Origin of the sequence: Pseudarthrobacter sp. 902506025 (assembly GCF_040702325.1) — a bacterium.
GTDB lineage: Bacteria > Actinomycetota > Actinomycetes > Actinomycetales > Micrococcaceae > Arthrobacter.
Map to the genome: position 1 here is coordinate 81,134 of NZ_JBFBKW010000004.1, position 25,529 is coordinate 106,662.

A 25,529-nucleotide genomic window follows, 5' to 3' on the forward strand; every position below is an offset into this window, starting at 1 on the left:
CACTTTTTTGATCCTGCCGGCCACCTGCAGATGCCGGCATTCCTGCGGGCGGCGGTCCGCACCTTTGAAGGGAAACACCTATGGCGCGGAGCCCCGAAGAGTCGCTGAAGGCCACTCTGGGCAGGGTTGCACCCGGAACACCGCTTCGGGACGGCCTGGAACGGATCCTCCGCGGGCGGACCGGCGCACTGATCGTCCTGGGCTCCGACCGCACCATCGATTCCATCTGTTCCGGCGGATTCGATATCGGCATCGAGTTCTCGCCCACCCGGCTGCGGGAACTGGCCAAGATGGACGGTGCCATCATCTGCGACAAGGACGCGGGCAACATCCTGCGCGCGGCGGTCCAGCTGGTCCCGGACTCAAGCATCGAAACCCAGGAGTCAGGCACCCGCCACCGCACCGCGGAACGGGTGGCCAAGCAGACCGGGGTCCCGGTGATCTCCGTCAGCCAATCCATGCAAATCATTGCCCTTTACGTCAACGGCCTCCGCCACGTCCTGGAGGGCTCGGAGAACGTTCTTGCCCGCGCCAACCAGGCCCTGGCCACCCTGGAGCGCTACCGCGCCCGGCTGGACCAGGTCACCAGTTCGCTGTCTGCGCTGGAAATCGAGGCGATGGTGACGGTGCGGGACGTGGCCGTGACCCTCCAGCGGCAGGAAATGGTCCGCCGCATCTCCGAGGAAATCTCGCAGTATGTGCTGGAACTGGGCGAGGACGGCAGGCTCCTCTCCCTGCAGCTCGACGAACTCACCGTGGGCAGGGGCCCCGGCAGCGACGTGATTATCCGTGACTACGCCAGCCCCAATGCCTCCGCGGACGACATCGACAAGGCCGTCCACGAACTTGTCAGCCTGGGCCCCACGGAACTGATCGACCTTGGCAAGATCTCCGCGATTGTGGGGTTTGCGGGCGGCGAAGCCAATCTCGACGCGGTGGTCCAGCCCCGCGGCTACCGGCTGCTGTCCGGCCTCAAGGCAGTCCCCAAGGCCGTGGCGGACCGCCTGGTGGACCATTTCGGGGGCCTGCAATACCTCATGGCCGCCACCATTGATGACCTCATGACCGTTGACGGGATCGGCGACCAGCGCGCCCGCACTGTCCGCGAAGGCCTCAGCCGCATGGCAGAGGCCAGCCTCCTGGACCGCTTCCTCTAAATTCCCATCCGTGGGACACCCGCTCATCGAGTGCTCCGTAGTTGTCGTTATGAAGCCTGAAAACGACAGTTACGCAGCAATCGATGAAGAGCCAGCTCAGTTCAGCTGGAAGACGGCCTTGGGGCTGGCCCGGGAACCCAGCTTGGCGGTGAAGATGTAGTACGCCCCGCCGCCGCCGGGGGCCGCAGCAACGGCCTTGCAGCCATCGGCGCTGCGGTTACGGCTCCACGGGAAGTTGGCGGTTTCGCTGGCACCGGGCGCAATCACCTTCACCAGGTCCTCGCTGGAGGCCTGGCAGTCCTTCGAAGAAAAGATCCGGTCAGAGCCACTGGTCACCAGGAACTCCATCTGGGAGGTTCCGATGTTGACCTCACAGGGCACGGTGCCGCCATTGGTCACTTTCAGGGTGAGCAGCGGGTTTTCCCCCGGGCCGTAGGCGGGTTTGTCCGTGGCGGCCGAGACAGTCACCAGGTTCTGGTTGCAGGTGGGCGTCGCCGGGGCCGTGGGCGACGGCGTGGCGGACGCCGCGGAGGCGGAGGGCGTGGCGGCAGCAGACGGGGATGCGGCCGGGTTCGAAGCGGTTTCGGTGGACGAAGGCTGGGTGGAGGATGCCTTTTGGGACCCGCCCGTGAAGGCTGCGGCGAGCGCGAACCCGCCCGCCACCAGCGCGATCACCAGCAGGAGCGCACCACCGACAACCATCCGTCGGCGGCGGTACACAGCGGCGCTGGGCTTCCGGACGCTGCTGAAACCCGATGCCGTGCCGCGCGCTGATGAATTGCCTTGCCTGCCCATCCTCCTAGGCTAGGGAAACCCGCCGGATCTGCACTGCCACCACGCCGCCGCAGGCCCATCGCGCTGGTCACAACCGGTTTTCGGCCCGCCGGACCCCTTCCATTACAGTGTTGGCATCGACACTCAAACCTCCCCCGCAAAGCACGCTCCGGCGGACCCCGCAAACCTGGAGCTGCTCCACCACCGGATCAACGGCTGGTTCGCCGGCATTGCCCGTGACCTGCCCTGGCGCGAACCGGACTGCTCCGCGTGGGGCGTCCTGGTCAGCGAGATCATGCTGCAGCAAACCCCCGTGGTCCGGGTGCTTCCGGTCTGGCATGAGTGGCTTAAGCGCTGGCCCACCCCGGCCGGCCTGGCGGGCGAACCGGCAGGGGAAGCCGTCCGCTCGTGGGGCCGGCTGGGCTACCCCCGCCGCGCGCTTCGGCTGCACGCCGCAGCCACGGCGATCGTGCAGGACCATGGCGGCAGGGTCCCGGACACCCACGCCGAGCTGCTGGCCCTTCCCGGGGTGGGCAGCTACACCGCCGCCGCAGTGGCAGCGTTCGCGTACGGCCGCCGGGAAACAGTGGTGGACACCAACATCCGCAGGGTGCACGCCCGGCTGGTCTCCGGCGTCGCGCTTCCCGCCCCGGCGCTGACCGCGGCGGAGATGCGCCTGGCCGCCGCCCTGCTGCCGGACGACGACGAAACTTCCGTGCGCTGGAACGCTGCGGTCATGGAGCTTGGGGCTTTGGTGTGCACGGCCAGGGCGCCGAAGTGCGCTGCCTGCCCGGTCAAAGATTCCTGCGCGTGGCTGGCGGCGGGTGAGCCCCCGCCGTCGTACGTTCCCAAGGGGCAGGCTTGGCACGGCACCGACCGCCAGGTCCGCGGCGCCGTGCTGGCCGTGCTCAGGCTGGCGGACTCGCCCGTGCCGCCGGACATGTTCGAGCGTGAACCTGCCGACCTTGGCTTCGCCCCGGAAGGAATCGGGGTGCCGCTGGCCGCGCTGCACCGGCTCAACTCCGCCCCTGAACAGCTGGAGCGGGCGCTGGCGGGGCTGCTGGCGGACGGGCTGGCAGAGATGCACGACGGCGGCTACCGGCTTCCTGCCTGACCCACCGGCGGCGCGGGCCCGGGATGGCATACTTCTTGGTGACCGGAACCGGGGGAAGCCATGAAGACCATTCTGTACATCGTCTGGGCACTGTTTGTTGCCGCGGCGATATTTTCGCTGCTCCATGAGTCGCGCCGGACCAAGCGGCAGGAACAACAGATGGCATCCTGGCCCAAGGCGCAGGCAACCGTCACCGGCAGCGCAACCGGGTGGACCAGCGGCGTGGGCGGCTCCAACCGGAACCTCCGCTACTTCCCCACGTACCAGTTCACGGATCCTCAGGGCACCCTCTTCATGGGCAAGTCCGAAATCTCCGGGGTGGAGCAGCCCGTTCCCGGTTCGCTGATCGAGGTGGCCTACAACCCGGCGAACCCCAACGAATCACTTCAGGTGTCCTCGGAGCCGCGCACGGCCATGGGCTGCCTGATCGCATTTTTCGCGGTCTTCGCCGTCGCCTCGTTCTGGTTCATCGGCGTTTTTCCAATGGGCTGAGTGTGCCGCCGGCGCGGTAGCCTGAAGGCATGCACAAGCCCGGAATGCTGGTGGCATTGGGGATGGCTGCGGTGTGCCTTTCCGCCTGCGGGCCCGGCGGCAGCGCCTGCCCGGCGATTGCGCAGGCCACCTCCGTGGCCGTGACAGTCACCGCCGGCTACTCCTCCCAGGTGCAGACGCTGCATCTGCGGGCGTGCCAGGACGGCACCTGCAAAGAGTCCGGCGTCGAACTCCGCCCCGGCAGCTCCTCCGTGGACCAGGGGTGCACGAAAGAGGGCGCCTGCTCGGCCACGGCTTCTCCCGACCGCACCAAGGTGGCCACGCTGATGCTGGAGACCCTGACGGAATCACTTATGACGGTGACCGCTTCCGGCACAGCTCCTGACGGGACAGCGCTGGCCGTCCGCACCTTGGAGTTCCGCCCTCAGGCGCTGTACCCGTTCGGTGAGCAGTGCGGGAAGTTCCTGTCGGCATCACTTACGCTGGACGGCGACGGGCTGCATCAGCAGCCGGCATCCCAAAAGCCGCGGGGCTAGAAAAGCGCCGGCTGGGTGAAGGTCCCGTCGTCGGAAGCTCCGGCCGCGGCGCCGCTGCCCACCGGTTCAGCGCTCCACTTGAAGCCCAGTTCGGCGAGCAGTTCCTCCACAGAGATTTGGCCGTCCAGCACTTCGATTTCCGGGGTGTTGTCTGCAAGCGGCCGTTCCATGCCATCGAGCTTATTCCCAGGAACGGCCAGGGAGCTCAGGGCTCGCCGAAGCCGGCCTCCACCAGGCCGCCGACATACTCCACAGCCCGTTCAGCATCCGCGCCCCACGCTTCCACGTGCAGCACGGTGCCCTTGACCGCGCCCAGGGTCATCAATCCGGTCATGGACGCACCGTCCACGCCGTTGATGGTGACCTCGGCGTCGAGCGAAGCCAGGCCCCCTGCCACTTTCGCAGCAGGCCTGGCATGCATGCCGGCCTGGTTCACCAGCTCAAAGTCGCCCGTGAAGTCCGGCGGGGCGCTGCTGACAGGCTCGTGTTCGGCTCCCGCCCCGCCCCGCTCCGGTTCGCGCGCCGGACCGCGCACGCCTTCGGCCGCTTTGAGGACCGCATGGACGTCCGCACCACCTTGCGCGGCGACGGCCGCGGCCACCAGGCCTTCCACCAGCGGCGCGTCGGCAAGCAGGACACCGGCGGGATTCTCCAAAAACTCGAGCGCCGATTCCGCGGTCATCACGGCTGATCCCAGGTCTGTCAGGACCACGGTGCCAGTTGCCCCGGCGCCATCCCCGCCGGCCTGCCCGGACGTTCCACCGCCAGCCTGTCCCCCGGCCTTTTCCAGGGCGGCGAGGACTTTCTCCAGGCTGGTGCCGATCCTGCCATCGTCGGTGCCCCCGGCTGGCAGGATGACTACATCCGGCGCCATTTGGGCGGCAAGCTCCACGGCGCCGTCGGCAATTTTTTCGCTGTGCGACACCACCACGATGCTGACAGTCACGCAGCCGCCCCAACGGCAGCACGCAGGATCAACGCGCTGGACACTGCTCCCGGGTCACGGTGGCCCGCACTGCGTTCGCCAAGATAGCTCGCGCGGCCTTTCCGTGCCACCATCGGGTCGGTGGCCACCGCCCCAGCCTCCGCTGCCTCAGCGGCTGCCACCAGGACGCCCAGCACATCGTTGCTGCCGCCGTCGGCTGCGGCGCGGGCGGCATCAACTGCCGGCGTCCACGCATCCACCATGGTCTTGTCCCCGGATTCCGCCTTGCCGCGCGCCACGATGCCGTCCCTGGCGGCCTCCAGGGCGCCGGCCCAGGCAACGGGGTCAATCTCGGCGGAATCACCCAGAGCGGTGGCGGCGCGAAGGAACGCTGTCCCGTAGAGCGGGCCGGCCGCGCCGCCTACCTTGGACATCAGCGTCATGGCTGTCATCTTCAGCGCCGCCCCCGGCGTTTCGGGCGCGGATTCACCGAGCTTGGCAAGGACCGCCTGGAAGCCGCGGTCCATGTTCTCGCCGTGGTCCGAATCCCCGATGGCACGGTCCAGTTCGATAAGTTCAACGCGGTGTTCAGCCATGGCCTGCGCGCACAAGGTCAGCCACTTGACGGCCCAGTTGGCATCCAGCACCACGGCTACACGCCCCAGCGCAGGGCGGGGGTGTGCACGGGGGCGTCCCAGAGTTCGGTGAGCTCGTCGTCGAGCCGGAGGACGGAGATGGAACATCCCTGCATTTCCAGCGCCGTGATGTAGTTGCCCACCAGCGAACGTTCCACCGTGGCGCCGGCATCCGCCAACACCTGCACCGCCCGCCGGTACACGATGTAGAGCTCGCTCAGCGGGGTGCCGCCCATGCCGTTGACGAACAGCAGTACTTTGTCGCCGGAACTGATCTTGAGGTCGGCCAGGACGGGTTCCAGCAGGCGGTTGGTGATGCTGTCCGCATTTTCCATGGGGATCCGGTGCCTGCCGGGTTCGCCGTGGATGCCGATCCCGATCTCGATCTCATCCTCGGCGAGGTCGAAGCTTGGCGTGCCGGCATGCGGCACAGTGCAGGCTGACAGCGCAACACCCATGGTCCGGACGTTGGCGTTGACCCGTTCGCCGATGGCGGCCACGGCGTCCAGGCCATCACCACGCTCGGCAGCGGCGCCGGCGATCTTCTCCACGAGCACGGTGCCGCCCACTCCCCGGCGGCCGGCGGTGTACAGCGAGTCCTCCACCGCGACGTCGTCGTTGACCAGTACGGTCCGGACGCTTACGCCCTCAGCCTCGGCCAGTTCGCCGGCGGTCTCGAAGTTCAGGACGTCCCCGGTGTAGTTCTTGACGATATGCACGACGCCGGCACCGGAGTTGACTGCGAGGGTGGCGGGAAGGATCTGGTCCGGGGTAGGTGAGGTGAACACCGCCCCGGGCACCGCGGCGTCGAGCATTCCCCGCCCTACATAGCCGGCATGCAGCGGCTCATGCCCGCTGCCGCCGCCTGAAACCAGCCCCACCTTGCCTGCCACTGGCGCGTCCTTGCGCGTGATGTAGATGGGGTCTTCGCTGACGGTGACAAGTCCGGCGTGTGCCAGGCCAAAGCCCTGGACAGCTTCCTGGACAACGGCTTTTGGATCGTTGATGAGTTTCTTCATGGCGGTGCTCCTGGCTGTGCTCCTGAAGGATGTGTTTCCGACCCTACTACCGGGATCGCAGGTGGCGGTAGGTTCCTCCGGCCCGGGTTTTCTGGCCGCGTCCGCCGGCGGCGGGTCCCGGACGCAGCAAAGGGACAGCCCCCAATGACTGTCCCTTCCCTGAGGCCCCCCACATATCGGCCTCCAGTAGTTTATCCATCAATTCGAGTAAAACCAAGAGGGGTATGCCTCGGGCGGCCCCAGGGCTGCCTAAAGGGTGCGGATCATCCGGGTGTTGCCCAAGGTGTTCGGCTTGACCCGCGCCAGGTCCAGGAATTCAGCCACACCTTCGTCGTGCGAACGCAGAAGCTCCGAATACACTTCCGGGTCCACTGCGGACTGGTCCGCCATCACCTCGAACCCGTGGCGTTTGAAGAAGTCCACCTCGAAGGTAAGGCAGAAGACCCGGGACACGCCGAGGGCGCGGGCCTCCTCCAGCAAGCTCTCCACCAGGACGTGGCCCACGCCCTTGCCACGCCATTGCCCGGAGGCCGCGAGGGTGCGGATTTCAGCCAGGTCCTCCCACATGACGTGCAGCGCCCCGCAGCCGATCATTTCTCCGTCGCTCGACTCGGCGATGCGGAACTCCTGCAGGCTCTCGTAGTAGGCCACCGTCTCCTTCGCCATGAGGATGCGTTCCTCGGCCAGGGGCGCCACCAGCTTCTTGATGGCGGGGACGTCGCTGGTGCGTGCTGGGCGGATGCGGAAGGAGTCGGTCACAAGGCAATCCTACGAGGCGAAGGCTTCCGGCTCGGGGACTGCGGCATATACCGCGTGCTCGCTCGTTCCTCGCTTAGACGCACGCTACGTAAATGCCCCAGCCCCCTTCGCCTCGCAATCTTCCCCGGCGATCGACGCCTTGCGCCTGTTGGCGGGAAATTACAGCCCCAGCTCGGCCGGCAGCTCGGTCTCCTTGCCCAGGACGTTCTTCGCCAGGAACCACTCCACCACCTGGTACCAGACCTTGGCGTGCTGCGGCTGGAGGACCCAGTGGTTCTCGTCCGGGAAGTAGAGGAACCTGTGAGGGGTCTGCCCGTCCTGGTCTGCCGCCAGCCGCGACTTGGACAGCAGCTCGTACCAGAGCCGCAGGCCCTCCCCGATGGGCACCCTGTAGTCCTTGTCGCCATGGATCACCAGCATGGGCGAACTGATCTTCCCGGCGTGCAGGTGCGGTGAATTCTCCAGCGCCATCTCTTCGGTCATTTCCTTCAGCCAGTACTGCGAGGCATCCGTGGTGGGTCCGAACTGGTCCAGCGCCCAAAGGCTGGCGTGGGTGACCACGGCCTTGAACCGGTCCGTGTTGCCCGCCACCCAGTTGGCCATGTACCCGCCGAAGGAGCCGCCCATCGCAGCAGTCCGGGCCTCATCAATGTCCGACCGCTCCACCGCCGCGTCCGTGACGGCCATGAGGTCGGTGAACGGCGCCTTGCCCCAGGCACCCCAGCCGCGCTGGATGAAGGCCTGGCCGTAGCCCGTGGACAATGCCGGGTCCGGGAGCAGCACCGCGTAGCCCTTCGCCGTCAGGAGCCAGGGATTCCACCGCCAGGTCCAGGCGTTCCAGGATCCCAGGGGGCCGCCGTGGATCCAGAGCAGCATCGGCGCGGGCTCCTCTGCTGATGCGCCCTCGGGCAGGGCAAGGTAGGCCGGAACCCGGGAGCCGTCCGGAGCCGTGGCGGCGATCCGTTCCAGCCGGCCCGGGCGGGACGGCCGGTCGGCAGGGGCTGGAAGCCGGGTGGTTTCCCCGGTGGCCACATCGATCCGCACAGCTTCGGGCGGGAATTCGTAGGAGCTGCGCAGCGCGTAGGCATAGCGCCCCTCCGGCGAAACAACGACGTCGGAGTAGGCCGCCGCGTCCTGCGTCACCCGGGCAACACCCACCTCGGCGGCAGCCGCCGGAACGCTGACCCGGAAGACCGGCGCCGCGCCGTCGTCGTCCGCCGTGACCAGAAGGGCGGAACCGTCCGGAAGCCACGCTGCCGGCCTGGGCCAGCGGTCCCAGTCATGGGCCAGTGGCTGGAGGCCGCCGGGCTCCCCTGCTCCCCCGGAGACGTCCAGGAGGTGCATCCTGACCTCTGGAGCCTGCTGCGGGGTGGAGTCGCTTTCACTGATCACCACCAGGGTCTTGCCGTCCGGGCTGACCGGACCCGGGAAATAGCTCATGCCCTCCTGGTCCAGGAGCACTTTGAGGCTGCCCGATGCCACATCCACCGCCACCAGGACGGAGCGGCTGTCCGCCTTGGCGAGGGGTTTGGTGAAGCTGCTGTAGACGGTCTTCCCGTCGGGGCTGACCACTGTCTCGGCCTCCCTCAGCCGCGGGCCGGCGTCGGGCGTGAGGTTGCGCAGGACCAGGGGAGCTGTGGCGTCAACGGTTGTGGGCTTGCCGGGCCCCTTGTCTGCCCCGGCTTCCACGGCGAAGATCCGCGGCTGGCCGGGGCCAAGGTCGGCGTCCCAGTAGCGGACCGGGTATTCGCTGTGCAGGATGGCGGAGACCTTCCTGTCCTTGCGGGATTTGCGCCGTTCGGCGTCGTCCTCCTCATCGGCCGACCCTGCCAGTACCTCGGCTGCCACGAATGCCGCATCAGCGTTCCTGGCGGTCATCACCTTGCTGACGCCGCCGGGCCGGCTGAGGACCACGCGGGCTTCCCCACCGTCTGCTGGAAGGAGCCACAGTGCATTGACCGCCTCTTCATCGGGGCTGTCCGGGTCGGGGCGCGCGGACGTGAAGTAGACGTCGCCGTTCGCGGCGAAAGCCGCGCCTGCTTCGCCCTTGGCGCTGCGGGTGATGCGCCGGGCGTGCTTCTGGCCGGCCGGGTCCAGCTCCCACAGGGCGGTGGCAAACTCGGTGCCCTTTCCGTTCAGGGTGGCGACGGTGGTCACCAGGCGGGAGCCGTCCGGGCTCAGGGCGAGGCCGCTTACCCGCGGGATGGACAGGTAGTGGTCGAGGTCGTGGAAAGGGGTCAGTGGTTGCTCGTCCGGGATCGCCGGATTCTGATTAGCCATGCCCCGATTCAACACGCTTTGTGGCCTGGAGCACAGCCGCCACTCTCAGTTCCACGGACAGCCCAACGCTATGGACGGCCCTGGCCCGCATAACCGTTGCCGGACACCACCGGTTATGCGGGTACGGGCCGCCTGTGCCGGGCGAGAGGCGGCAAAGCGAAAGCCCCGCCGCTCCTTGTGGGAGTGGCGGGGCTTTGGCTGTGGCGCTTAGACGCTCGGGGCGATTTCCGGGATGCGCGGCTTGGCGTTGCCGGCGAAGGTGAACTTCGCGTCGTCGCCTTCGCCTTCGACATCCACCACGACGATGTCGCCGGTGTGGATCTCGCCGAAGAGGATCTTCTCGGAGAGCTGGTCCTCGATCTCGCGCTGGATGGTGCGGCGCAGCGGCCGGGCACCCATGGCGGGATCGTAGCCGCGGGTAGCGAGGAGCACCTTGGCGGCCTTGGTGAGCTCGATGCCCATGTCCTTGTCCTTGAGGCGCTTCTCCAGGCGGGTCACGAACAGGTCCACGATCTCGATGATCTCGTCCTGCGTGAGCTGCGGGAACACCACGACGTCGTCAACACGGTTCAGGAACTCGGGGCGGAAGTGCTGCTTCAGTTCCTCCGTGACACGGGCACGCATGCGGTTGTAGCCGGTCTGCGTGTCGGTGCCGGACTGGAACCCGGTGGCAACGCTCTTGGAGATGTCCCGGGTACCCAGGTTGGTGGTCATGATGATCACGGTGTTCTTGAAGTCCACCACGCGGCCCTGGGAGTCGGTCAGGCGGCCGTCTTCCAGGATCTGCAGCAGTGAGTTGAAGAGGTCCGCGTGGGCCTTCTCCACTTCGTCGAACAGCACCACGGAGAACGGACGGCGGCGGACCTTCTCGGTCAGCTGGCCACCCTCTTCGTAGCCCACGTAGCCCGGAGGGGCACCGAAGAGCCGCGAAACGGTGTGCTTCTCGGAGTACTCGGACATGTCCAGCGTGATGAGGGCGTCCTCTTCACCGAACAGGAACTCCGCGAGTGCCTTGGCGAGCTCGGTCTTGCCGACGCCGGTGGGGCCGGCGAAGATGAACGAGCCACCGGGGCGCTTGGGGTCCTTCAGCCCTGCACGGGTGCGGCGGATCGCCTGGGACAGTGCCTTGATGGCCTCGTCCTGGCCCACCACGCGCTTGTGCAGTTCCTCTTCCATCTTGAGCAGGCGCGAGGACTCTTCCTCGGTCAGCTTGAAGACGGGGATGCCGGTGGAGTTGGCCAGCACCTCGGCGATGAGATCCTCATCCACCTCGGAGATGTCATCCATGCCGCCGGACTTCCAGTGGCGCTCCTTCTCCGCCCGCTCGGAGATCATCTTCTGCTCCTTGTCGCGGAGCGAAGCTGCACCTTCGAAGTCCTGGGCGTCGATGGCGGATTCCTTCTCCATCTTCAGCTTGGCGATGCGCTCGTCCATGGCCTTGAGCTCCGGCGGAGCGGTCATGCGGCGGATGCGCAGGCGTGCACCGGCTTCGTCGATCAGGTCGATCGCCTTGTCCGGCAGGAAGCGGTCCGAGATGTAGCGCTCGGCCAGGCTGGCAGCGGAGGCCAGGGCGCCGTCGGTGATGGTGACGCGGTGGTGTGCCTCGTACCGGTCGCGCAGGCCCTTGAGGATCTCGATGGCGTGGGCCACGGAGGGTTCCTTGACCTGGATCGGCTGGAAGCGGCGCTCCAGCGCGGCGTCCTTCTCGATGTGCTTGCGGTACTCATCCAGCGTGGTGGCACCGATGGTCTGCAGCTCGCCGCGGGCCAGCATGGGCTTCAGGATCGAGGCTGCGTCGATGGCGCCTTCGGCGGCACCAGCACCCACCAGGGTGTGGATTTCATCGATGAACAGGATGATGTCGCCGCGGGTGCGGATCTCCTTGAGGACCTTCTTCAGGCGCTCTTCGAAGTCACCGCGGTAGCGGGAGCCTGCCACCAGGGAACCGAGGTCCAGGGTGTACAGCTGCTTGTCGCGGATGGTCTCCGGGACGTCGCCGCGCACGATCGCCTGGGCCAGGCCCTCGACGACGGCGGTCTTGCCGACGCCGGGCTCACCAATGAGGACCGGGTTGTTCTTGGTGCGGCGGGAAAGGACCTGCATGACGCGTTCCATCTCCTGCTCACGGCCGATGACCGGGTCCAGCTTGTTCTCGCGCGCAGCCTGGGTCAGGTTGCGGCCGAACTGGTCCAGGACCACGGAACCGGCAGGGGCACCTTCAGGCTGTCCGCCGCCGACGCCTGCGCCGGTGGTTTCCTTGCCCTGGTAGCCGGAGAGGAGCTGGATGACCTGCTGGCGGACCCGGTTGAGGTCGGCGCCGAGCTTGACCAGAACCTGTGCGGCAACGCCTTCACCCTCGCGGATGAGGCCGAGCAGGATGTGCTCCGTGCCGATGTAGTTGTGGCCCAGCTGGAGGGCTTCGCGCAGCGAGAGCTCCAGTACCTTCTTGGCACGGGGGGTGAAGGGGATGTGGCCGGAGGGAGCCTGCTGGCCCTGTCCGATGATCTCCTGCACCTGCTCGCGAACGCCGTCGAGCGAAATGCTCAAAGACTCAAGAGCTTTGGCGGCAACGCCCTCACCCTCATGGATCAGACCCAAGAGGATGTGTTCGGTACCGATGTAATTGTGGTTCAGCATGCGTGCCTCTTCTTGGGCAAGCACAACTACGCGACGGGCACGGTCCGTAAATCGCTCAAACATTTCGCCACACTCCTAGCTACGACGTACTTTGATGCTACGTGGCCGCCCCTGAGTTGTGGAGCGTGTTCGCCACAGGGGAAACCGCGCCCCTTGCGGGAATAACGGCGGCGGCCAGTCGCGGCCCCGTGGACCGGGCCAGCAAAGACGGGGCAGCCCTGGTCAAAGGCGCCGGCCGGAGCGCTCACGGCCAAGCGAATAATGGCTGGCAGCACCCGTTCATGCGCAACGGCACAATTGGGCCAAAGGACCCTGTGCGAAGGCCTTGCGTAGCAGTAATTACTGAAAATGAAAAACCCCGCCCCGCCGGGTGGCGGTAGCGGGGTTTCGGCGGAGCTAAAGGCAGTCCTAGGAATTTGCCTTTTGGTAGGCTTCCTGGATTTCGGCCTGAATTCGGCCGCGGCTGTTAACGGTGTAGCCGTTATCCCGCGCCCATTGCCGGATTTGCGCCGAGTCGTGGCTGCGGCCACCCGTGGCTGCCTTGGCCCGCTGGACGCGGCCTCCGGATGCCTTGCGCGCGGCGGTGGTGAACCTCTCCAATGAAGACCGGAGTTCAGCGGCATTGGCTGCCGACAGGTCAATCTCATAGTTGACCCCGTCGAGGCCAAACTTAACATTCTCGTCTGCGGATCCCCCATCCAGATCATCAACGAGGATGATGTTTACTTTCTGTGCCATTTAGGTCTTCCTCTTGCTGGAAAGTTCGGTTTTCAGAAAAGCAGGATGTTTCCCATAAAAAAGTATGACTCTTATCTTGGCAACGCGTCAAAGCGCCTAATGGTTCCTTGGGGATAAAACCGGAAAGCAGGGGGTTTATCTATTTGGATTCCGAACCCGGTTGCTCCGTGGGCTGCACCGGGAGGGAATCCGCTTCGGCCTGGGCTCGGGCTTCCGCCTGCCGCTCTGCCTTGTCCGCGTTGAAGATTGCTTTCATGGCGAACCAGAAAAGCAGGCCCACCACGAGGGAGGGAAGAATGACTGCTACGTATTCCATGGTCAGTGCCCTTCGGGCTTCAGCAGGGGGAACAGGATGGTTTCGCGGATGCCGGCTCCGGTGAAGAGCATCACCAGCCGGTCGATGCCCAGGCCGATGCCGCCCATGGGAGGAGCGCCGTATTCGAGGGCGCGCAGGAAGTCCTCGTCAAGCTGCATGGCCTCGACGTCGCCGGCAGCGGCGTGCAGGGACTGTTCGGTGAGCCGTTCGCGCTGGATGACGGGGTCGATCAGTTCGGAGAAGGCGGTGCCGCGCTCCATGCCGCCGATGATGAGGTCCCAGGCTTCGATGAGGCGGCCGTCCTCGCGGTGCGGGCGGGCCAGCGGCTGCGCGGAGGGCGGGTAGTCGTAGACGAAGGTGGGGTTCAGCAGGGTGGGCTCCACGATTTCACCGAAGAGCTCCACTGCCAGCTTCTCGGCGTCCCACTTGGAATCCACCTTGACGTCATGCTTGGCTGCAAGCTCCCTAAGCACCTCAGCGGAGGTGTCCGGGGTGATTTCCTGCCCAACGGCGTCGGAAAGTCCGGGGTAGACGGCCAGCCAGGTCCACTCGCCGTCGAGGTTGATCTCCCCCGCCTCGGTCTGCAGGACGCGTCCGGCACCCACGGCGTCCGCGGCGTCGAGGATGATTTCCTTGATCCGCTCGGCCATGACGAACTGGTCCGCCCAGGCCTCGTAGCACTCAAGTGTGGTGAATTCGGGGCTGTGGGTGGAGTCCACGCCTTCGTTGCGGAACACGCGGCCCATGTCGTAGACGCGGTCGATTCCGCCCACCACGGCGCGCTTGAGGTACAGCTCGGTGGCGATGCGGAGGGTCATCTTCTGGTCGAAGGCGTTCATGTGGGTCTCGAACGGACGCGCCAGGGCGCCGCCGTGGACCAGGTTCAGGATGGGCGTTTCCACTTCCACGTAGCGGTGCCGGAACAGCGTTTCGCGGATGGACCGGGTGATGGCCGCGCGGGTGTAGACCATCTCGCGGGCCTCGTCCCGGACCATCAGGTCAACGTAGCGCTGGCGGACGCGGGTTTCCTCGTTGAGTTCCGCGTGCAGGACGGGCAGCGGGCGCAGTGCCTTGGAGGCCATGGACCAGGACTCGGCCATGATGGACAGTTCGCCGCGGCGGGAGGAGATGACCTCGCCCTTGATGAAGACGTGGTCACCCAGGTCAACCAGGGCCTTCCAGTCGGCGAGGGCTTCCTCGCCCACGTTGGCCAGGCTCAGCATGGCCTGCAGGCGCGTTCCCTTACCGTCGGTGCCGCCTTCCTGCAGGGTGGCGAAGCAAAGCTTTCCGGTGTTGCGGACAAAGACCACGCGGCCGGTGACGCCTACGATGTCGCCGGTGGTGTCGTCCGCCTCGAGGTGGGCGTACTTTTCCCGGATCTCGGCCAGGGAGTGCGTGCGTTCCACTCCCACGGGGTACGCCTCCGTGCCGCGCTCAAGAAGTTTGGCGCGCTTTTCCATGCGGATCCGCATCTGCTCGCTGGCGTCGATGGGCTCTTGGGCATTCTTGGGCGCGGGGGTGTTTTGGGAAGTCACAATCATCAAGTTTACCGGGCATTGGCTGCCCGGACTTTCAGCTTCCCCGCAGGCTTGCGCCCTAGGATGGGCGGGTGAAAGAACGGGTACTTCCAACGCACGACGGCGGCAGGCTGGCTTTGTACAGCTACGGCACCGATGATGCCCCGGGCGAAAAGCGGGTGCTGGTGATCGGCGGCGCGTTCCTCACGGCGCTGATCTACCGCCCGTTCTCGATTGAGCTGGCCAAGGGCCTGGGCGACGGCTGGGCTGTTGACGTGTATGACCGGCGGGGCCGGGGCAACTCGTCCGGACAGCCCGCGGACTACTCCATGGCCACCGAAATCGAGGATGTCCGCACTGTACTCACAGCCACCGGCGCCCGGAATATCCTGGGCCACAGCCTGGGTGGCTCGGTGGCACTGAACGCCGTCCAGGAGTTCACCGGGACCGGGTTCGTCCCGGACAAGCTCGCCGTGTACGACGCGGCGGTGAACATCGACGGCAGCATCGACACCGCATGGCTGGACGGATTCGAGGACGCCGTGAACAACGGCAGGGTGGGTCACGCGCTGGCGCACATGAAGAAGGCCACCAGCCCGGGTTCAGCCATGGCCAGGATTCCGGAACCGGTCCTGGCCGGCCTGATGGCAGTGTTGTCGCGGACCAAGGTCAACAGGATGTTCCAGCAGGTCATGCCCAGCGGCGTGGGAGAGCTCAGGGCCGCGTACGACGAAAAGGACCACGCCAGGGATTTCAGCGTGCTGCCCGCCGGAACCCACTTCATGGCAGGCGGAAAGAGTCCCAGCTATTACAGGGTGACGGCGGAACGGCTCCACGCCGCAGTGCCGGGGAGCACCTACCAGCTGTCCCCCAAGTGCTTCCACGGCTCGATACCAGCGGCAGTGAAGGAACTGGTGACGGACATCTCGGCGTACTTCAAGGACGAAGGTCCGGACGGGAAGCCCCGCCCGGACACTCCTGACGCTATCCCCGTTCGCCGCGGCTGAACCCGGCGAGCGCAGCCTCGCCGAGGTCCCGCCATACCGTCCGCGGCGCCGGCGCCACGCTGCGGTCGGCCAGCCAGTCGCCCCAGGCGGTGATGTCCTCCCCGCGTTCGGCGGCAACGGCGTCGCAGGCGAACCCGACGGCGGTGGACCCGTCGGCGAGCTGAATGGAACCGAGCAGCATGGGTTCGGGGAGGTCCGCCAGGAACGTCCCCAGGGCGGCCGGGGACAGCAGCCACCGCTCCCCCACCAGTTCGGCGCCGTCGTCGGACCGGTAGACGCCCGGCTTGGGCGGCACTGTATCCAGCGCCACCATCCGGTATCGTGCAGCCGTCCGGACCGGGCCGTCCCAGAATGCGCCGCGCTCCTCCAGCTGCTGCGCCAGCGGCTGCCCCTTCCGGTGCGCGCCGACCACCACCAGCGGCAGCGCCGTTGCCCCCGCGGCCACCGGCCAGGGAACGGACGACGACGGCTGGCTGGCTCCTGCGATTGCCTCCGGTCGTGCACCGCCCGGCACCGCCGCGGCGGCGAAGAGCGCAGGCGGGGCGGGGGTGGCTTCGATGCGGCGGGCGATGTCCGCGGCCACGGCGTCATCGAAGGTCCGGCCCACCACGGTGAGCCCGAACTGGGCGCCGTCCACCTCTCCGGCAGGAACTGCCACTGCACACAGGTCGAACAGGTTGCAGAAGTTGGTATAGGTGCCCATCAGGGAGTTCACGCCCACCGGATCCGCTGCCACTTCGGCAAGCGTCGGGTGGAACGGCGCCGTCGGGATGAGCAGGGCGTCGAAGCCCTTCAGCCGCGCCATGGCCCTGGATTTCAGTTCCTGCAGCCGGGCGGTATCGGCCACGTACTGGTGGGCGGGCACTGTGCCGGCCGCCCGGATGATGCGCCCCACCGTGGGATCGATCCCCGCATGGCTTTCCGCGCCGGCGTCGTGCTCCTCAAGGAAGCTGCCCACGGCGGCGTGGCGTTCGGCAACCAGGCCGCCGTCGTACAGCAGCCGTGCCGCCTGGAGGAAGTCGTCGAATTCGATGGGTGCTGTTTCCACACCGGAGGCCGTGAGCCGGTCGATGTGCCGCCCAAACTCGGCTGCCCAGGCCGGCGGAAGGGCCGGCAGGGTGGCCGGATACGCGACGCGGGGCCGTGACGGCGCGGCCAGCCGGACGTCCGTGGGCCAGGCGCGGGAGTTGCCGGCCATGACGCCCATGGCGAGTTCAGCGGTGGACAGGTCCCGGGCGAAGATGGTGACGGCGTCCCAGGACCGGCAGGCGGGAACCACGCCGGCCGTGGAAACGACGTCCAGGGTGGCTTTGATCCCCACAATGCCCTGCAGCCCGGCAGGGACGCGGCCGGAGCCGGCGGTGTCAGTACCGATGGCGATGTCCACCAGTCCCAGTGCCACGGCCACCGCGGACCCGGAACTGGACCCGCCGGAGATGTGGTCCGTGCGGCGGGAATCGCGCACGGCGCCGTGGGGGCTCCGCGTGCCGACCAGCCCGGTGGCGAACTGGTCCAGGTTGGTGGCCCCCAGGACCAGCGCCCCCGCGGAGCGGAGGCGGGCCACGGCTTCGGCGTCCTTGTCCGGGATGTACGCAAAGCCGGGGCACGCTGCCGTGGTGGGGATGCCTGCCACGTCCACGTTGTTCTTCACGCCGAGCAGGAGCCCGGCCAACGGGAGGTCTGCGCCGCCGGCCACTGCGGCGTCGATGGATGCTGCCTCGGCCAGGAGATCGTCCCCGCCGCGGATCGTGATCCAGATTTCGGGCCGGTCCGCTGCTTCGATGGCGGCGAGCGCTGCCTTGACGCGCCGGGTGGTGTTGCCGGTGGCTGTGGTGCTCATACTGCTGCCTCTTCCAGTTCCAGAGTTTCCAGCGCTGCAGGCTCAGCGGGGGCGCCCAGGACCACCACTGCCTCGCCGGCCACCACCTGCGAACCTGCGGTGGGCAGGACGCGGAGCACCACACCGTCGCAGGGCGCCTCCAGGACGGTTTCCATCTTCATGGCCTCCAGGGACACCAGCGGCTGGCCTTTGACCACGTGGTCCCCGGCCGCAACGTCCACCTTCCAGACGCTGGCGGCGAAGGGTGCGGAGACCAGTGCGCCGTCGTCGGGAACCACCACGTCATCCGTTGAAGGGGCCACGACGGCGGCCAGAGCCTCCGCGCGGTCGAACTCGCCGGCGTCGGCCCACGCCTGGCGTTCCACCGCGAAGGCGGCACCCTGCTTTTCCCGGAACAGCCCGATCGAGTCACGGTTTTCGGCCAGGAACGCCTCATGCTCGGCCAGGGAGAAGGTTCCCTCCTCGATCTCCACGCCACGGCCGCGTCCGGCTGCCATGTCGGCGCGCAGGTCCAGGAGTTCCTCCGGGCTGACGGGGTACCAGGAGATCCGGTCAAAGAAGCGGAGCAGCCACGGGGATCCCGGCTCGAACGGGGCGGAATCCGCGTAGCGCGACCACACCTGGGTGGTGCGCCCCACGAACTGGTAACCGCCGGGGCCTTCCATGCCGTAAATGCACATGTACGCCCCGCCGATGCCCACGGCGTTTTCCGGCGTCCAGGTCCGGGCCGGGTTGTACTTGGTGGTGACCAGGCGGTGCCGCGGGTCCAGCGGGGTGGCCACCGGCGCGCCCAGGTACACGTCTCCGAGGCCGAGGACCAGGTACTCGGCGTTGAAGACGGTGTCGAAAACGTCGTTGACCGAATCCAGGCCGTTGATGCGGCGAATGAACTCGATGTTCCACGGGCACCACGGGGCGTCGTCCCGGACGCCTGCCATATACCGCTCTATAGCCTCGCGGGTAGCGGGATCATCCCAGGACAGCGGCAGCCGGACCGTACGGCTGGGAACCACCAGTTCGGAGCTCGCCGGCAGGGCGGCCTCGATGTCCTGGACCAGGTCCAGCAGCCGCGTGGTGGACAGGACGGATGGGTCCACCTTGATCTGCAGGGAGCGGATGCCCGGGGTTAGGTCCACGATGCCGGGTACGCGGAGCGCCTCAATGTGCTGGTGCAGGGCGTGGACCCGGGCGCGCAGGCCAAGGTCCAGCACCATCTCGCCGTATTCGACCAGCAGGTTGTCGTCTCCTGACCGGCGGTAGGTGACCGCGGGCCGGCCGGAACCTTCCGGCACCCTGCCCAGCACGCCGTCGTCGCCATCCCCGCGGACGGGGCGGCCGGAGCGGCCGGCCACCTGAGCGACCGGGGACGGGTTCGCCGACCAATCGGCATCCCCCGGGAGGACCAGCTGGCGGCCCGGACCCAGGTCCTTGGCCGACGGCGCCTGGCCGGCTTTGATGGGCACGAACCGGACCTTGTCTCCGGGCCGGAGCTGGCCGAGCTTCCAGCGTTCGGCCGTCACCACGGTCACGGGGCAGACGAAGCCGCCAAGGCTCGGGCCGTCCGGGCCGAGCAGGATCGGGGTGTCGCCGGTGAAGTCCAGGGCCCCCACGGAGTAGGCGGTGTCGTGGATGTTGGACGGGTGCAGGCCTGCCTCGCCGCCATCGGTCCGGGCCCAGCGGGGCTTGGGGCCAATGAGCCGGACGCCGGTGCGGGCGGAGTTGAAGTGCACCTCGTATTCGGCGGCGTACAGTTCCTCGATGTCTTCGCGCTGGAAGAACTCGGGGGCGCCGTGCGGGCCTTCGGCCACGGCCAGTTCCCAGGTGGAGTTAAGGGCAGGGCGGCTGTCCAGGGGCACCGCAGTGCCGGGGGCTTGTTCGACGGCGGACTTCACCGCGCGGAGGACGTCGCCGGCGCGCAGGACCCGCCCGGCGTGGCCGCCGAACTGCCCGAGCGTAAAGGTGGAGGCGCTGCCCAGGTACTGCGGGATATCCAGGCCGCCCTGGAACAGGATGTAGCCCCGCAGGCCGTTCCCGGTGGCCGTGCCGGCGTCGAGCGTTCCACCTGCCGGAACGACGACGGGCGTCCAGGCGGGCACCTCCGCGCCGTCAACCGTCACCGTGACGTCCGCCCCGGTGACGCAGACGGTGGTGGAGTGCGTGAAGGTCAGGCTGGGACCGGTCATGGTAAACTCCAGGCCCGGCGCGCCCTCCGGGTTGCCCAGGGCGGTGTTGCCCAGGCGGAAGGACAGGTCATCCATGGGGCCGCTGGGCGGGACACCGATCTGCCAAAGGCCGGTGCGGCCGGGCCAGTCCTGCACGCTGGTCTGCAGGCCGGGGCGGTTCACGGTGATGCGCGGTTCCGGATCCCCCACGGAGTCCAGGGTGCTGGTGGAGTGCTGCACGCTGCGGACCACATCCAGGCCGCCCACGGCACGGAGCATGCCCAGATTGGTCTCGATGCCGTCGATCCGGGTGTTTTCCAGGGCTGCGGCCAGGCGGTCAAAGGCCTCCGTCCGGCTGGCACCGGAGGTGATGATCTTGCCCAGGAGGGGATCGTAGTTGGTGGAGACTTCCGTGCCGGTTTCCACCCAGGCGTCCACCCGGGCTTCCCCCGCCGCGGGGTAGGCGGCGTTGGTAACGGTTCCGGCGCTGGGCTGGAACCCACGGGCCGGGTCCTCGGCGTAGAGGCGGGCTTCCACGGCGTGGCCGGTGACGGGCAGTGCCTCCGGCACGTTCTCCAGCACCGCGTGCCCTGCGCTCCCGCCCTGCGCCAGGCGGAGCATCCACTCCACCAGGTCAACGCCGGTGACGGCCTCGGTCACGGGGTGCTCCACCTGGAGGCGGGCGTTGACTTCCAGGAAGGAGGCTTCCCGGCGGGCGGAGTCGTAGACGAACTCGACTGTGCCCGCGGAGCGGTACTTAAGGGAGGCGCAGAGCGCCCGTGAGGTGCGGTGCAGTTCCGCGCGGAGGTCTTCGGGCAGGTCCGGGGCCGGAGCTTCCTCAAGGACCTTCTGGTGGCGGCGCTGCAGCGAGCAGTCACGGTCGCCCAGGCTCACCACCCGGCCTTCGCCGTCGCCAAAGACCTGGACCTCGATGTGCCGTGCGTTCTCCACGTACCGCTCGGCGAAGACCCCGGCGGTTCCGAAGCTGGCGCCGGCCAGGCGGGCCACGCGGGGAAAGCTTTCGGCGAGTTCCGCCTCGGAGCGGCACACCGTCATGCCGATGCCGCCGCCACCGCCGGTGGCCTTGAGCATCAGCGGGAACCCGATCGTCCTGCCGGCTTCGACGGCGGCATCCACGTCCTCCAGCAGCCCGGAACCGGCGATCATCGGCACCCCGGCCGCCCGGGCGGCGTCGCGCGCGGTGTGCTTGGTGCCGAAGATGCGCAGCTGCTCCGGGGTGGGGCCAACAAAGACCAGGCCCGCGGCTTCCACCGCTTCGGCGAAGGCTGCGTCCTCAGACAGGAAGCCGTAGCCGGGGTGGATGGCGCCGGCACCGGTGGCCTTGGCGGCGGCCAGGATCGCATCGACCCGGAGGTAGGACTCCTTGGCCGGGGCGGGCCCCAGGAGCACGGCTTCGTCGGCGAGCCGGACGTGCTTGGCGCCGCGGTCAGCCTCGGAGAAGACGGCCACGGTGCGCAGTCCCAGCTTCTTCGCGGATTCGATGATGCGGCAGGCGATTTCGCCGCGGTTGGCAACCAGCAGGGTGTCGAAGGTGTTCAAGTGGTTGTTCACAGTGCAGCCTCCGGCCGGGTGACGATCATGCGGACGGGGGTGGGGTTGAAGCCGTTGCAGGGGTTGTTGACCTGCGGGCAGTTGGAGACCAGCACCAGGGTGTCCACTTCCGCCCGCAGCGCCACGCGCTTGCCGGGGGCGGACAGGCCGTCCACAATGCCCAGGGCGCCGTCCGGGTCCACCGGGACGTTCATGAACCAGTTGATGTTGGAGACGAGGTCGCGTTTGCCGAGGCTCCAGCGGGAACCCTCGATCAGGAAGTTCTCCACGCAGGCGTGCTGTTCGCGGGTGTGCTGGCCGTACCGGAGGGTGTTGGATTCCTGCGAGCAGGCACCGCCGATGGTGTCGTGCACGCCCACTTCGTCCGCCACGACGGTCATCAGGGGCGCACCGGTATCCGCCCTCAGGACGGAACCGGTGGTGAGGACGATCGACTGCTGCGCGGCAATGGTTGCCGGAGCCGAGTAGCGGACGGTGGTGTCTGCCGCGGCGTACAGGAGGCAGTCCACGGCCTGGTTGCCTTCCAGGTCCACGATGGTGAGGACGTCACCGGCGGCCACCACGGCGGACCAGGGTCCGCGGGCTTCGACGAATTCATCGAGGATCACAGTGCCGGCAGCGAGCGCGGTTTCCGCGGCGTCGGGGCGGGTGCTTGTAACGGTGTTCATCGGGCGTCCCTTGCGGTGAGGTCGTGTTCGGTGTTGCGGAGGGCCTGCAGGTGTTCCGGGCTGAGCGGTCCGGCGAGGCGTCCCGCTTCGAGTTCCGCGAGGTCCTGCGGGGCGTGCCAGGCGGTGATGTCCACGGCGGTTCCGGTGAAGTCATTGCGGGGATCCAGCGGGTGCGCGGTGTTGGCGAGGACCAGCACGGCGTCCATCTGGAGGAGAAGCTCGACGGCGGCGCCCGGGCCGGCGCTCCCGGTGAAGGTGATGCTTCCGGCCGGGTCAACGGTGATGCCCTTGAAGAGCGAGAGCGACGGCGCCACGTCGCGGGTGCCCAGACCGTTCTTGAGGGCGCCCAGGGTGAGCAGTTCGCGGGCGGCCGGTGAGGCGCTGTGGACGGTCCCGGCACCGTACCTGGCAGTGTTGCCTGCCAGGGTGGTGGCGCCGGTCAATGCGTCGTGCCGGCTGGAGGTGTCCGCCACGATGGTGGCCATCAGGCGGCCTGCGTCGGACAGCAGCGGGTGGCCGGTGGCGGGGTAGGCCTGCCACGGGACCTTGACGGTGTCGGCAAGGTTGAGGCGTTCGTGCAGGGCGCCGGTCCGGTAGAGCAGGGTGTGGACGCACGCGTCGCCGGCGGTGTCCGTGATCCGGATCCGGGTACCCCGGGCCAGCGCCATGGTGGTGTAGCGGCCAAAGGCGAGGGACTCTGCCCACGTGGGGGACGCGCCGTCGGGCATTCCTGCCAGCAGGTGCTGCGGCGCGGAGGCTGCCGGGACGAAGCGCATGGTGTCCACGGTCTTACCGTGCTGTTCCCTGGCGTGGGTGCGGGCGCCGGCGGTGGTGGCGGTACCGGTTGTTGGCGTTTCAATGGTCTGTGTCATGTCAGTCCTGGATGTCGTGGATGTTTTGGGAAGGGCGGGGTGGCCCGTCAGGCCTTGATTGCCGCATTCCGGCGCCGGACCCAGAGGCCCAGGAGCAGGACGGCCGTGACCATGAGCGGCGCGGACCAGAGGAGGAGCCCGTTTTCGCCTGAGGGGTCGTACACCTCGGGCCGCGGCCAGGCGAGGTTGACCACCATGACTGCGCCGTAGAGCACTGCGAGGATGTTGACCGGCAGGCCCCAGCGGCCCAGTGAGAAGAGGCCCGCGGGCATGGCCTGTCCCACCCGGTCCCAGTCGCCGCGGAGGCGGTTGGCCAGCTGCGGGACGGTGACCAGGAGGTAAGCGAGGTAGACCATCACGATGCAGACGCTGCAGAGGGTGGTGAACAGCGCCGCGTTGCCTACGTTGATGGCCAGCACCGCGACGGCCAGGGCACCGATCACGATCGACGGCCACATGGGGGTGCCGCGGGTGGGGTGCACGGAGGAAAGGAGGCGCGACGCCGGAAGCTTGCCGTCGCGGGCCATGGAGAACACCAGGCGGGAACCTGCAGTCTGGATTGCCAGGGTGCAGACGAAGATGGCGATGGCCACGTCCACCAGCAGGACCTTGCCCCAGAAGGTGCCCAGGACGGCGGTGAGCACGTAGGGCAGGCCTTCGGTGGCGAGGCGGCCATCGTCCAGGCTGGGGGCTGCCATCAGTGCGGTGATGATCATCAGTGCACCCCCGACGCCGGAGATGAGCAGGGCGGAGAGGATGGTCCGCGGTGCGGTGCGGCGCGGGTCCTTGGTTTCTTCTGAGAGCTCGCCCGCGGAGTTGAAGCCCACCATGACGTAGGCGGCCATGAGTCCTGAGACCAGGAAGGCTCCCACCGCGCCCAGGTCGGATCCCTGCAGCACGCTGGTGTCAGCAACCACGTCCGGTCCGCGCTGGGCGGCACTGATGAGGGCCAGGATTACGGCCGCGACGCCGACGATCTCGCAGGTGACGCCAACGGAGTTCACATGGGCCATGAGCTTCACGCCCAGGGAGTTGATGATGGTGGTGGCCACCAGGAGGACCGCGCCCAGGACCACGGCGTTCGAAGCCCCGGTCACGGTGTTGAGTGCCGGGTCCCCGCCCACCACCTGGAAGCCGTCCCAGAGCTGGGGCAGCACTACCTGCAGGGCGATCGCGGCTGCGGCGGCGGTGACCACCTGCGCGATGGCCATGAACCAGCCGGCGAACCAGCCGACGCCTTCTCCCCCGACGCGCCGTGCCCACTGGTAGACGGCGCCGGACAGTGGGTAGCGGGCGGCGAGTTCGGCGAAGTTCAGGGCCACCAGCAGCTGGCCCACCAGGACAACCGGCCAGGTCCAGAAGAACGCCGGGCCGGCAAAGGAGTAGCCGAAGGCGAAGAGCTGGAAGATGGTGGTGAGGATGGAGACGAAGGAAAACCCGGCGGCAAAGGAAGCGTAACGGCCGAGCTTTCGGTGGAGGGTGGGCTGGTAGCCAAGGGACGTCAGGTCTGCATCGTCCTGGTGGACGGTGGGGAGGACGGTTGATGTCATCGGGAATCTCCGGGGCTGGAAAGGAATCTGGGGGGGCAAAGCCTCCCGGCACCGCAGCGCTCGGCCGAAGGCTGCTGATTACCGGTCAATTGATAGTTTTCCAGCGGGATGTCCCCAAACAGTTTCGCCTCTGTAAAAGGCGGATAGACATCTTGTTTCGACCAGATTTCCGTCCCCTCACCGGCTCCATTCGGCATCTCAGCCCTGGCCGGTGCAGCGCCCGGTGGTGCAAGAATGAAGCGGTGACTTCAGCCGGACCGGGACGCCCCCGCCACCAGCAACCCTCCCGGCCAGGTGCCACCGCCCGCGAGGAAATACTCGACGCCGCGGCAGAGCTCTTCACCACGCAAGGCTTCGCCAGCACCTCCACCCGGTCCATTGCGGACGCCGTGGGAATCCGGCAGTCGTCCCTCTACCACCACTTCAAAACCAAGGACGACATCCTTGAGGACCTGCTGGAGGGGACGGTGTCCGGCGGCCTAACGTTCGCGCGCGCAGTGGCGGCGCTCCCTGCCGGGACCCCGCAAACCGAAGGCCTGGCCGGGAGCCGGCTGCACGCCGTCGCACTTTATGACGGCACCCAGCTGTGCACTGCCCGGTGGAACCTTGGCGTCCTCTACCACCTGCCGGAGGTGCGGAGCACGCGCTTTGCCCGGTTCCTGAACGACCGGCAGGAACTCCGGCACCTGTACGGAGAGCTGGGCGGTGGCTTGTCAGCCACCGCGGCGGGACCCGACGGCGGCGACTTCACCTTCCGCCTGGTGGAATCCCTGATCTACCTCCGGGCGGACGGGGCAGTGGGGCCGGACTCGCCCCTGCAGGCGGCCGACGCCGGCCTGATCCTCTGCGGGCTGGGCCGGGAGCTGCCTGCCATCCGCGCGGCGAGCCGGTCCCTCATTGACCGGCTGGCCTGAGCCGACGCTCTCCGGGATGCCTGCAACCACTTGCTCGGCTAGGCT

The 25,529-nt window shown here is 67.7% G+C and carries 22 protein-coding genes; 6 read left to right on the forward strand and 16 right to left on the reverse strand.

The window, feature by feature from the left end; all coding sequences use genetic code 11:
* The first annotated feature begins 80 nt into the window (after positions 1-80).
* On the forward strand, positions 81-1,157 hold the full coding sequence (gene disA, locus AB0280_RS10240; protein WP_159634285.1) for a DNA integrity scanning diadenylate cyclase DisA: 1,077 nt from the start codon (positions 81-83) through the stop codon (positions 1,155-1,157).
* Between the two features lie 96 nt (positions 1,158-1,253).
* Here the strand turns inward: disA and AB0280_RS10245 are convergent, their stop codons facing one another.
* The gene (locus tag AB0280_RS10245; RefSeq protein ID WP_366367177.1) at positions 1,254-1,952 is read right to left on the reverse strand and encodes a hypothetical protein; all 699 of its coding nucleotides are present in this window, start codon (positions 1,950-1,952) and stop codon (positions 1,254-1,256) included.
* Between the two features lie 274 nt (positions 1,953-2,226).
* Here AB0280_RS10245 and AB0280_RS10250 point away from each other — a divergent pair, with 274 nt between their 5' ends.
* The 3 genes from AB0280_RS10250 to AB0280_RS10260 are packed head-to-tail and all read left to right on the forward strand — an operon-like array spanning position 2,227 to position 4,073.
* Positions 2,227-3,045, forward strand: a complete 819-nt coding sequence (locus tag AB0280_RS10250; protein WP_224024264.1) for an A/G-specific adenine glycosylase — start codon at positions 2,227-2,229, stop codon at positions 3,043-3,045.
* Between the two features lie 60 nt (positions 3,046-3,105).
* Positions 3,106-3,537, forward strand: a complete 432-nt coding sequence (locus AB0280_RS10255; RefSeq protein WP_366367179.1) for a DUF3592 domain-containing protein — start codon at positions 3,106-3,108, stop codon at positions 3,535-3,537.
* 29 nt (positions 3,538-3,566) lie between these two features.
* Positions 3,567-4,073 (forward strand): hypothetical protein, encoded by a 507-nt coding sequence (locus AB0280_RS10260; protein ID WP_366367181.1) that lies wholly within the window; start codon positions 3,567-3,569, stop codon positions 4,071-4,073.
* Here the strand turns inward: AB0280_RS10260 and AB0280_RS10265 are convergent.
* The 10 genes from AB0280_RS10265 to lysS all read right to left on the reverse strand — a co-directional run bounded on the left by AB0280_RS10265 (position 4,070) and on the right by lysS (position 14,923).
* Positions 4,070-4,243 carry a hypothetical protein gene (locus AB0280_RS10265; RefSeq protein WP_366367183.1) on the reverse strand — a complete coding sequence of 58 codons (174 nt, stop codon included), beginning with the start codon at positions 4,241-4,243 and terminating at the stop codon, positions 4,070-4,072. The two genes, AB0280_RS10260 and AB0280_RS10265, sit on opposite strands and share 4 nt — an antisense overlap.
* A gap of 35 nt (positions 4,244-4,278) precedes the next feature.
* Positions 4,279-5,019, reverse strand: coding sequence for an HPr family phosphocarrier protein (locus AB0280_RS10270; RefSeq protein WP_366367185.1), 741 nt, complete (start codon positions 5,017-5,019; stop codon positions 4,279-4,281).
* Positions 5,016-5,648 (reverse strand): dihydroxyacetone kinase subunit DhaL, encoded by a 633-nt coding sequence (gene dhaL / locus AB0280_RS10275; protein WP_307492766.1) that lies wholly within the window; start codon positions 5,646-5,648, stop codon positions 5,016-5,018. Before dhaL ends, AB0280_RS10270 begins: the two co-directional genes overlap by 4 nt.
* A 2-nt stretch (positions 5,649-5,650) precedes the next feature.
* A complete protein-coding gene (dhaK, locus tag AB0280_RS10280; protein WP_159634300.1) occupies positions 5,651-6,652 on the reverse strand; it encodes a dihydroxyacetone kinase subunit DhaK in 1,002 nt (333 codons plus the stop codon).
* A 249-nt stretch (positions 6,653-6,901) separates the two neighbouring features.
* The gene (locus AB0280_RS10285) at positions 6,902-7,411 is read right to left on the reverse strand and encodes an amino-acid N-acetyltransferase (protein WP_159634302.1); all 510 of its coding nucleotides are present in this window, start codon (positions 7,409-7,411) and stop codon (positions 6,902-6,904) included.
* A gap of 159 nt (positions 7,412-7,570) precedes the next feature.
* A complete protein-coding gene (locus tag AB0280_RS10290; RefSeq protein WP_224024255.1) occupies positions 7,571-9,691 on the reverse strand; it encodes a S9 family peptidase in 2,121 nt (706 codons plus the stop codon).
* A gap of 207 nt (positions 9,692-9,898) precedes the next feature.
* Positions 9,899-12,391, reverse strand: a complete 2,493-nt coding sequence (locus AB0280_RS10295) for an ATP-dependent Clp protease ATP-binding subunit (RefSeq protein WP_159634306.1) — start codon at positions 12,389-12,391, stop codon at positions 9,899-9,901.
* A gap of 345 nt (positions 12,392-12,736) precedes the next feature.
* On the reverse strand, positions 12,737-13,066 hold the full coding sequence (locus AB0280_RS10300) for a histone-like nucleoid-structuring protein Lsr2 (RefSeq protein ID WP_159634309.1): 330 nt from the start codon (positions 13,064-13,066) through the stop codon (positions 12,737-12,739).
* 139 nt (positions 13,067-13,205) lie between these two features.
* Positions 13,206-13,382: a hypothetical protein gene (locus tag AB0280_RS10305; RefSeq protein WP_307492758.1), complete on the reverse strand. Its 177-nt coding sequence runs from the start codon at positions 13,380-13,382 to the stop codon at positions 13,206-13,208.
* Positions 13,383-13,384: 2 nt separating this feature from the next.
* Complete coding sequence (lysS, locus tag AB0280_RS10310; RefSeq protein WP_366367188.1) at positions 13,385-14,923, reverse strand: lysine--tRNA ligase; 1,539 nt, start codon at positions 14,921-14,923, stop codon at positions 13,385-13,387.
* A gap of 68 nt (positions 14,924-14,991) precedes the next feature.
* Between lysS and AB0280_RS10315 the strand changes: the two genes are divergently transcribed.
* Positions 14,992-15,906, forward strand: coding sequence for an alpha/beta fold hydrolase (locus tag AB0280_RS10315; protein WP_159634315.1), 915 nt, complete (start codon positions 14,992-14,994; stop codon positions 15,904-15,906).
* On the opposite strand, the gene atzF is transcribed toward AB0280_RS10315, so the two are convergent.
* The 5 genes from atzF to AB0280_RS10340 are packed head-to-tail and all read right to left on the reverse strand — an operon-like array spanning position 15,884 to position 24,570.
* On the reverse strand, positions 15,884-17,746 hold the full coding sequence (gene atzF, locus AB0280_RS10320; RefSeq protein ID WP_224024251.1) for an allophanate hydrolase: 1,863 nt from the start codon (positions 17,744-17,746) through the stop codon (positions 15,884-15,886). The genes AB0280_RS10315 and atzF overlap by 23 nt on opposite strands.
* Positions 17,743-21,468, reverse strand: a complete 3,726-nt coding sequence (uca, locus tag AB0280_RS10325; protein ID WP_307492859.1) for an urea carboxylase — start codon at positions 21,466-21,468, stop codon at positions 17,743-17,745. Before uca ends, atzF begins: the two co-directional genes overlap by 4 nt.
* Positions 21,469-21,476: 8 nt before the next feature.
* On the reverse strand, positions 21,477-22,148 hold the full coding sequence (locus tag AB0280_RS10330) for an urea amidolyase associated protein UAAP2 (RefSeq protein WP_159634321.1): 672 nt from the start codon (positions 22,146-22,148) through the stop codon (positions 21,477-21,479).
* Complete coding sequence (locus AB0280_RS10335) at positions 22,145-23,020, reverse strand: urea amidolyase associated protein UAAP1 (RefSeq protein ID WP_307492753.1); 876 nt, start codon at positions 23,018-23,020, stop codon at positions 22,145-22,147. The genes AB0280_RS10330 and AB0280_RS10335 overlap by 4 nt, the downstream gene beginning before the upstream one ends.
* 47 nt (positions 23,021-23,067) lie before the next feature.
* Complete coding sequence (locus tag AB0280_RS10340; RefSeq protein WP_307492750.1) at positions 23,068-24,570, reverse strand: amino acid permease; 1,503 nt, start codon at positions 24,568-24,570, stop codon at positions 23,068-23,070.
* Between the two features lie 242 nt (positions 24,571-24,812).
* Here AB0280_RS10340 and AB0280_RS10345 point away from each other — a divergent pair, with 242 nt between their 5' ends.
* Complete coding sequence (locus AB0280_RS10345) at positions 24,813-25,484, forward strand: TetR/AcrR family transcriptional regulator (protein WP_275181944.1); 672 nt, start codon at positions 24,813-24,815, stop codon at positions 25,482-25,484.
* Positions 25,485-25,529: the final 45 nt, after the last annotated feature.

Excerpts from the sequence above, each read along its gene's own strand:
- disA (WP_159634285.1), top strand. The coding sequence starts at position 81 with ATGGCGCGGAGCCCCGAAGAGTCGCTGAAGGCCACTCTGGGCAGGGTT.
- AB0280_RS10245 (WP_366367177.1), bottom strand. The coding sequence starts at position 1,952 with ATGGGCAGGCAAGGCAATTCATCAGCGCGCGGCACGGCATCGGGTTTC.
- AB0280_RS10250 (WP_224024264.1), top strand. The coding sequence starts at position 2,227 with ATGCTGCAGCAAACCCCCGTGGTCCGGGTGCTTCCGGTCTGGCATGAG.
- AB0280_RS10255 (WP_366367179.1), top strand. The coding sequence starts at position 3,106 with ATGAAGACCATTCTGTACATCGTCTGGGCACTGTTTGTTGCCGCGGCG.
- AB0280_RS10260 (WP_366367181.1), top strand. The coding sequence starts at position 3,567 with ATGCACAAGCCCGGAATGCTGGTGGCATTGGGGATGGCTGCGGTGTGC.
- AB0280_RS10265 (WP_366367183.1), bottom strand. The coding sequence starts at position 4,243 with ATGGAACGGCCGCTTGCAGACAACACCCCGGAAATCGAAGTGCTGGAC.
- dhaK (WP_159634300.1), bottom strand. The coding sequence starts at position 6,652 with ATGAAGAAACTCATCAACGATCCAAAAGCCGTTGTCCAGGAAGCTGTC.
- AB0280_RS10290 (WP_224024255.1), bottom strand. The coding sequence starts at position 9,691 with ATGGCTAATCAGAATCCGGCGATCCCGGACGAGCAACCACTGACCCCT.
- AB0280_RS10295 (WP_159634306.1), bottom strand. The coding sequence starts at position 12,391 with ATGTTTGAGCGATTTACGGACCGTGCCCGTCGCGTAGTTGTGCTTGCC.
- AB0280_RS10300 (WP_159634309.1), bottom strand. The coding sequence starts at position 13,066 with ATGGCACAGAAAGTAAACATCATCCTCGTTGATGATCTGGATGGGGGA.
- AB0280_RS10305 (WP_307492758.1), bottom strand. The coding sequence starts at position 13,382 with ATGGAATACGTAGCAGTCATTCTTCCCTCCCTCGTGGTGGGCCTGCTT.
- lysS (WP_366367188.1), bottom strand. The coding sequence starts at position 14,923 with ATGATTGTGACTTCCCAAAACACCCCCGCGCCCAAGAATGCCCAAGAG.
- atzF (WP_224024251.1), bottom strand. The coding sequence starts at position 17,746 with ATGAGCACCACAGCCACCGGCAACACCACCCGGCGCGTCAAGGCAGCG.
- AB0280_RS10330 (WP_159634321.1), bottom strand. The coding sequence starts at position 22,148 with ATGAACACCGTTACAAGCACCCGCCCCGACGCCGCGGAAACCGCGCTC.
- AB0280_RS10335 (WP_307492753.1), bottom strand. The coding sequence starts at position 23,020 with ATGACACAGACCATTGAAACGCCAACAACCGGTACCGCCACCACCGCC.
- AB0280_RS10340 (WP_307492750.1), bottom strand. The coding sequence starts at position 24,570 with ATGACATCAACCGTCCTCCCCACCGTCCACCAGGACGATGCAGACCTG.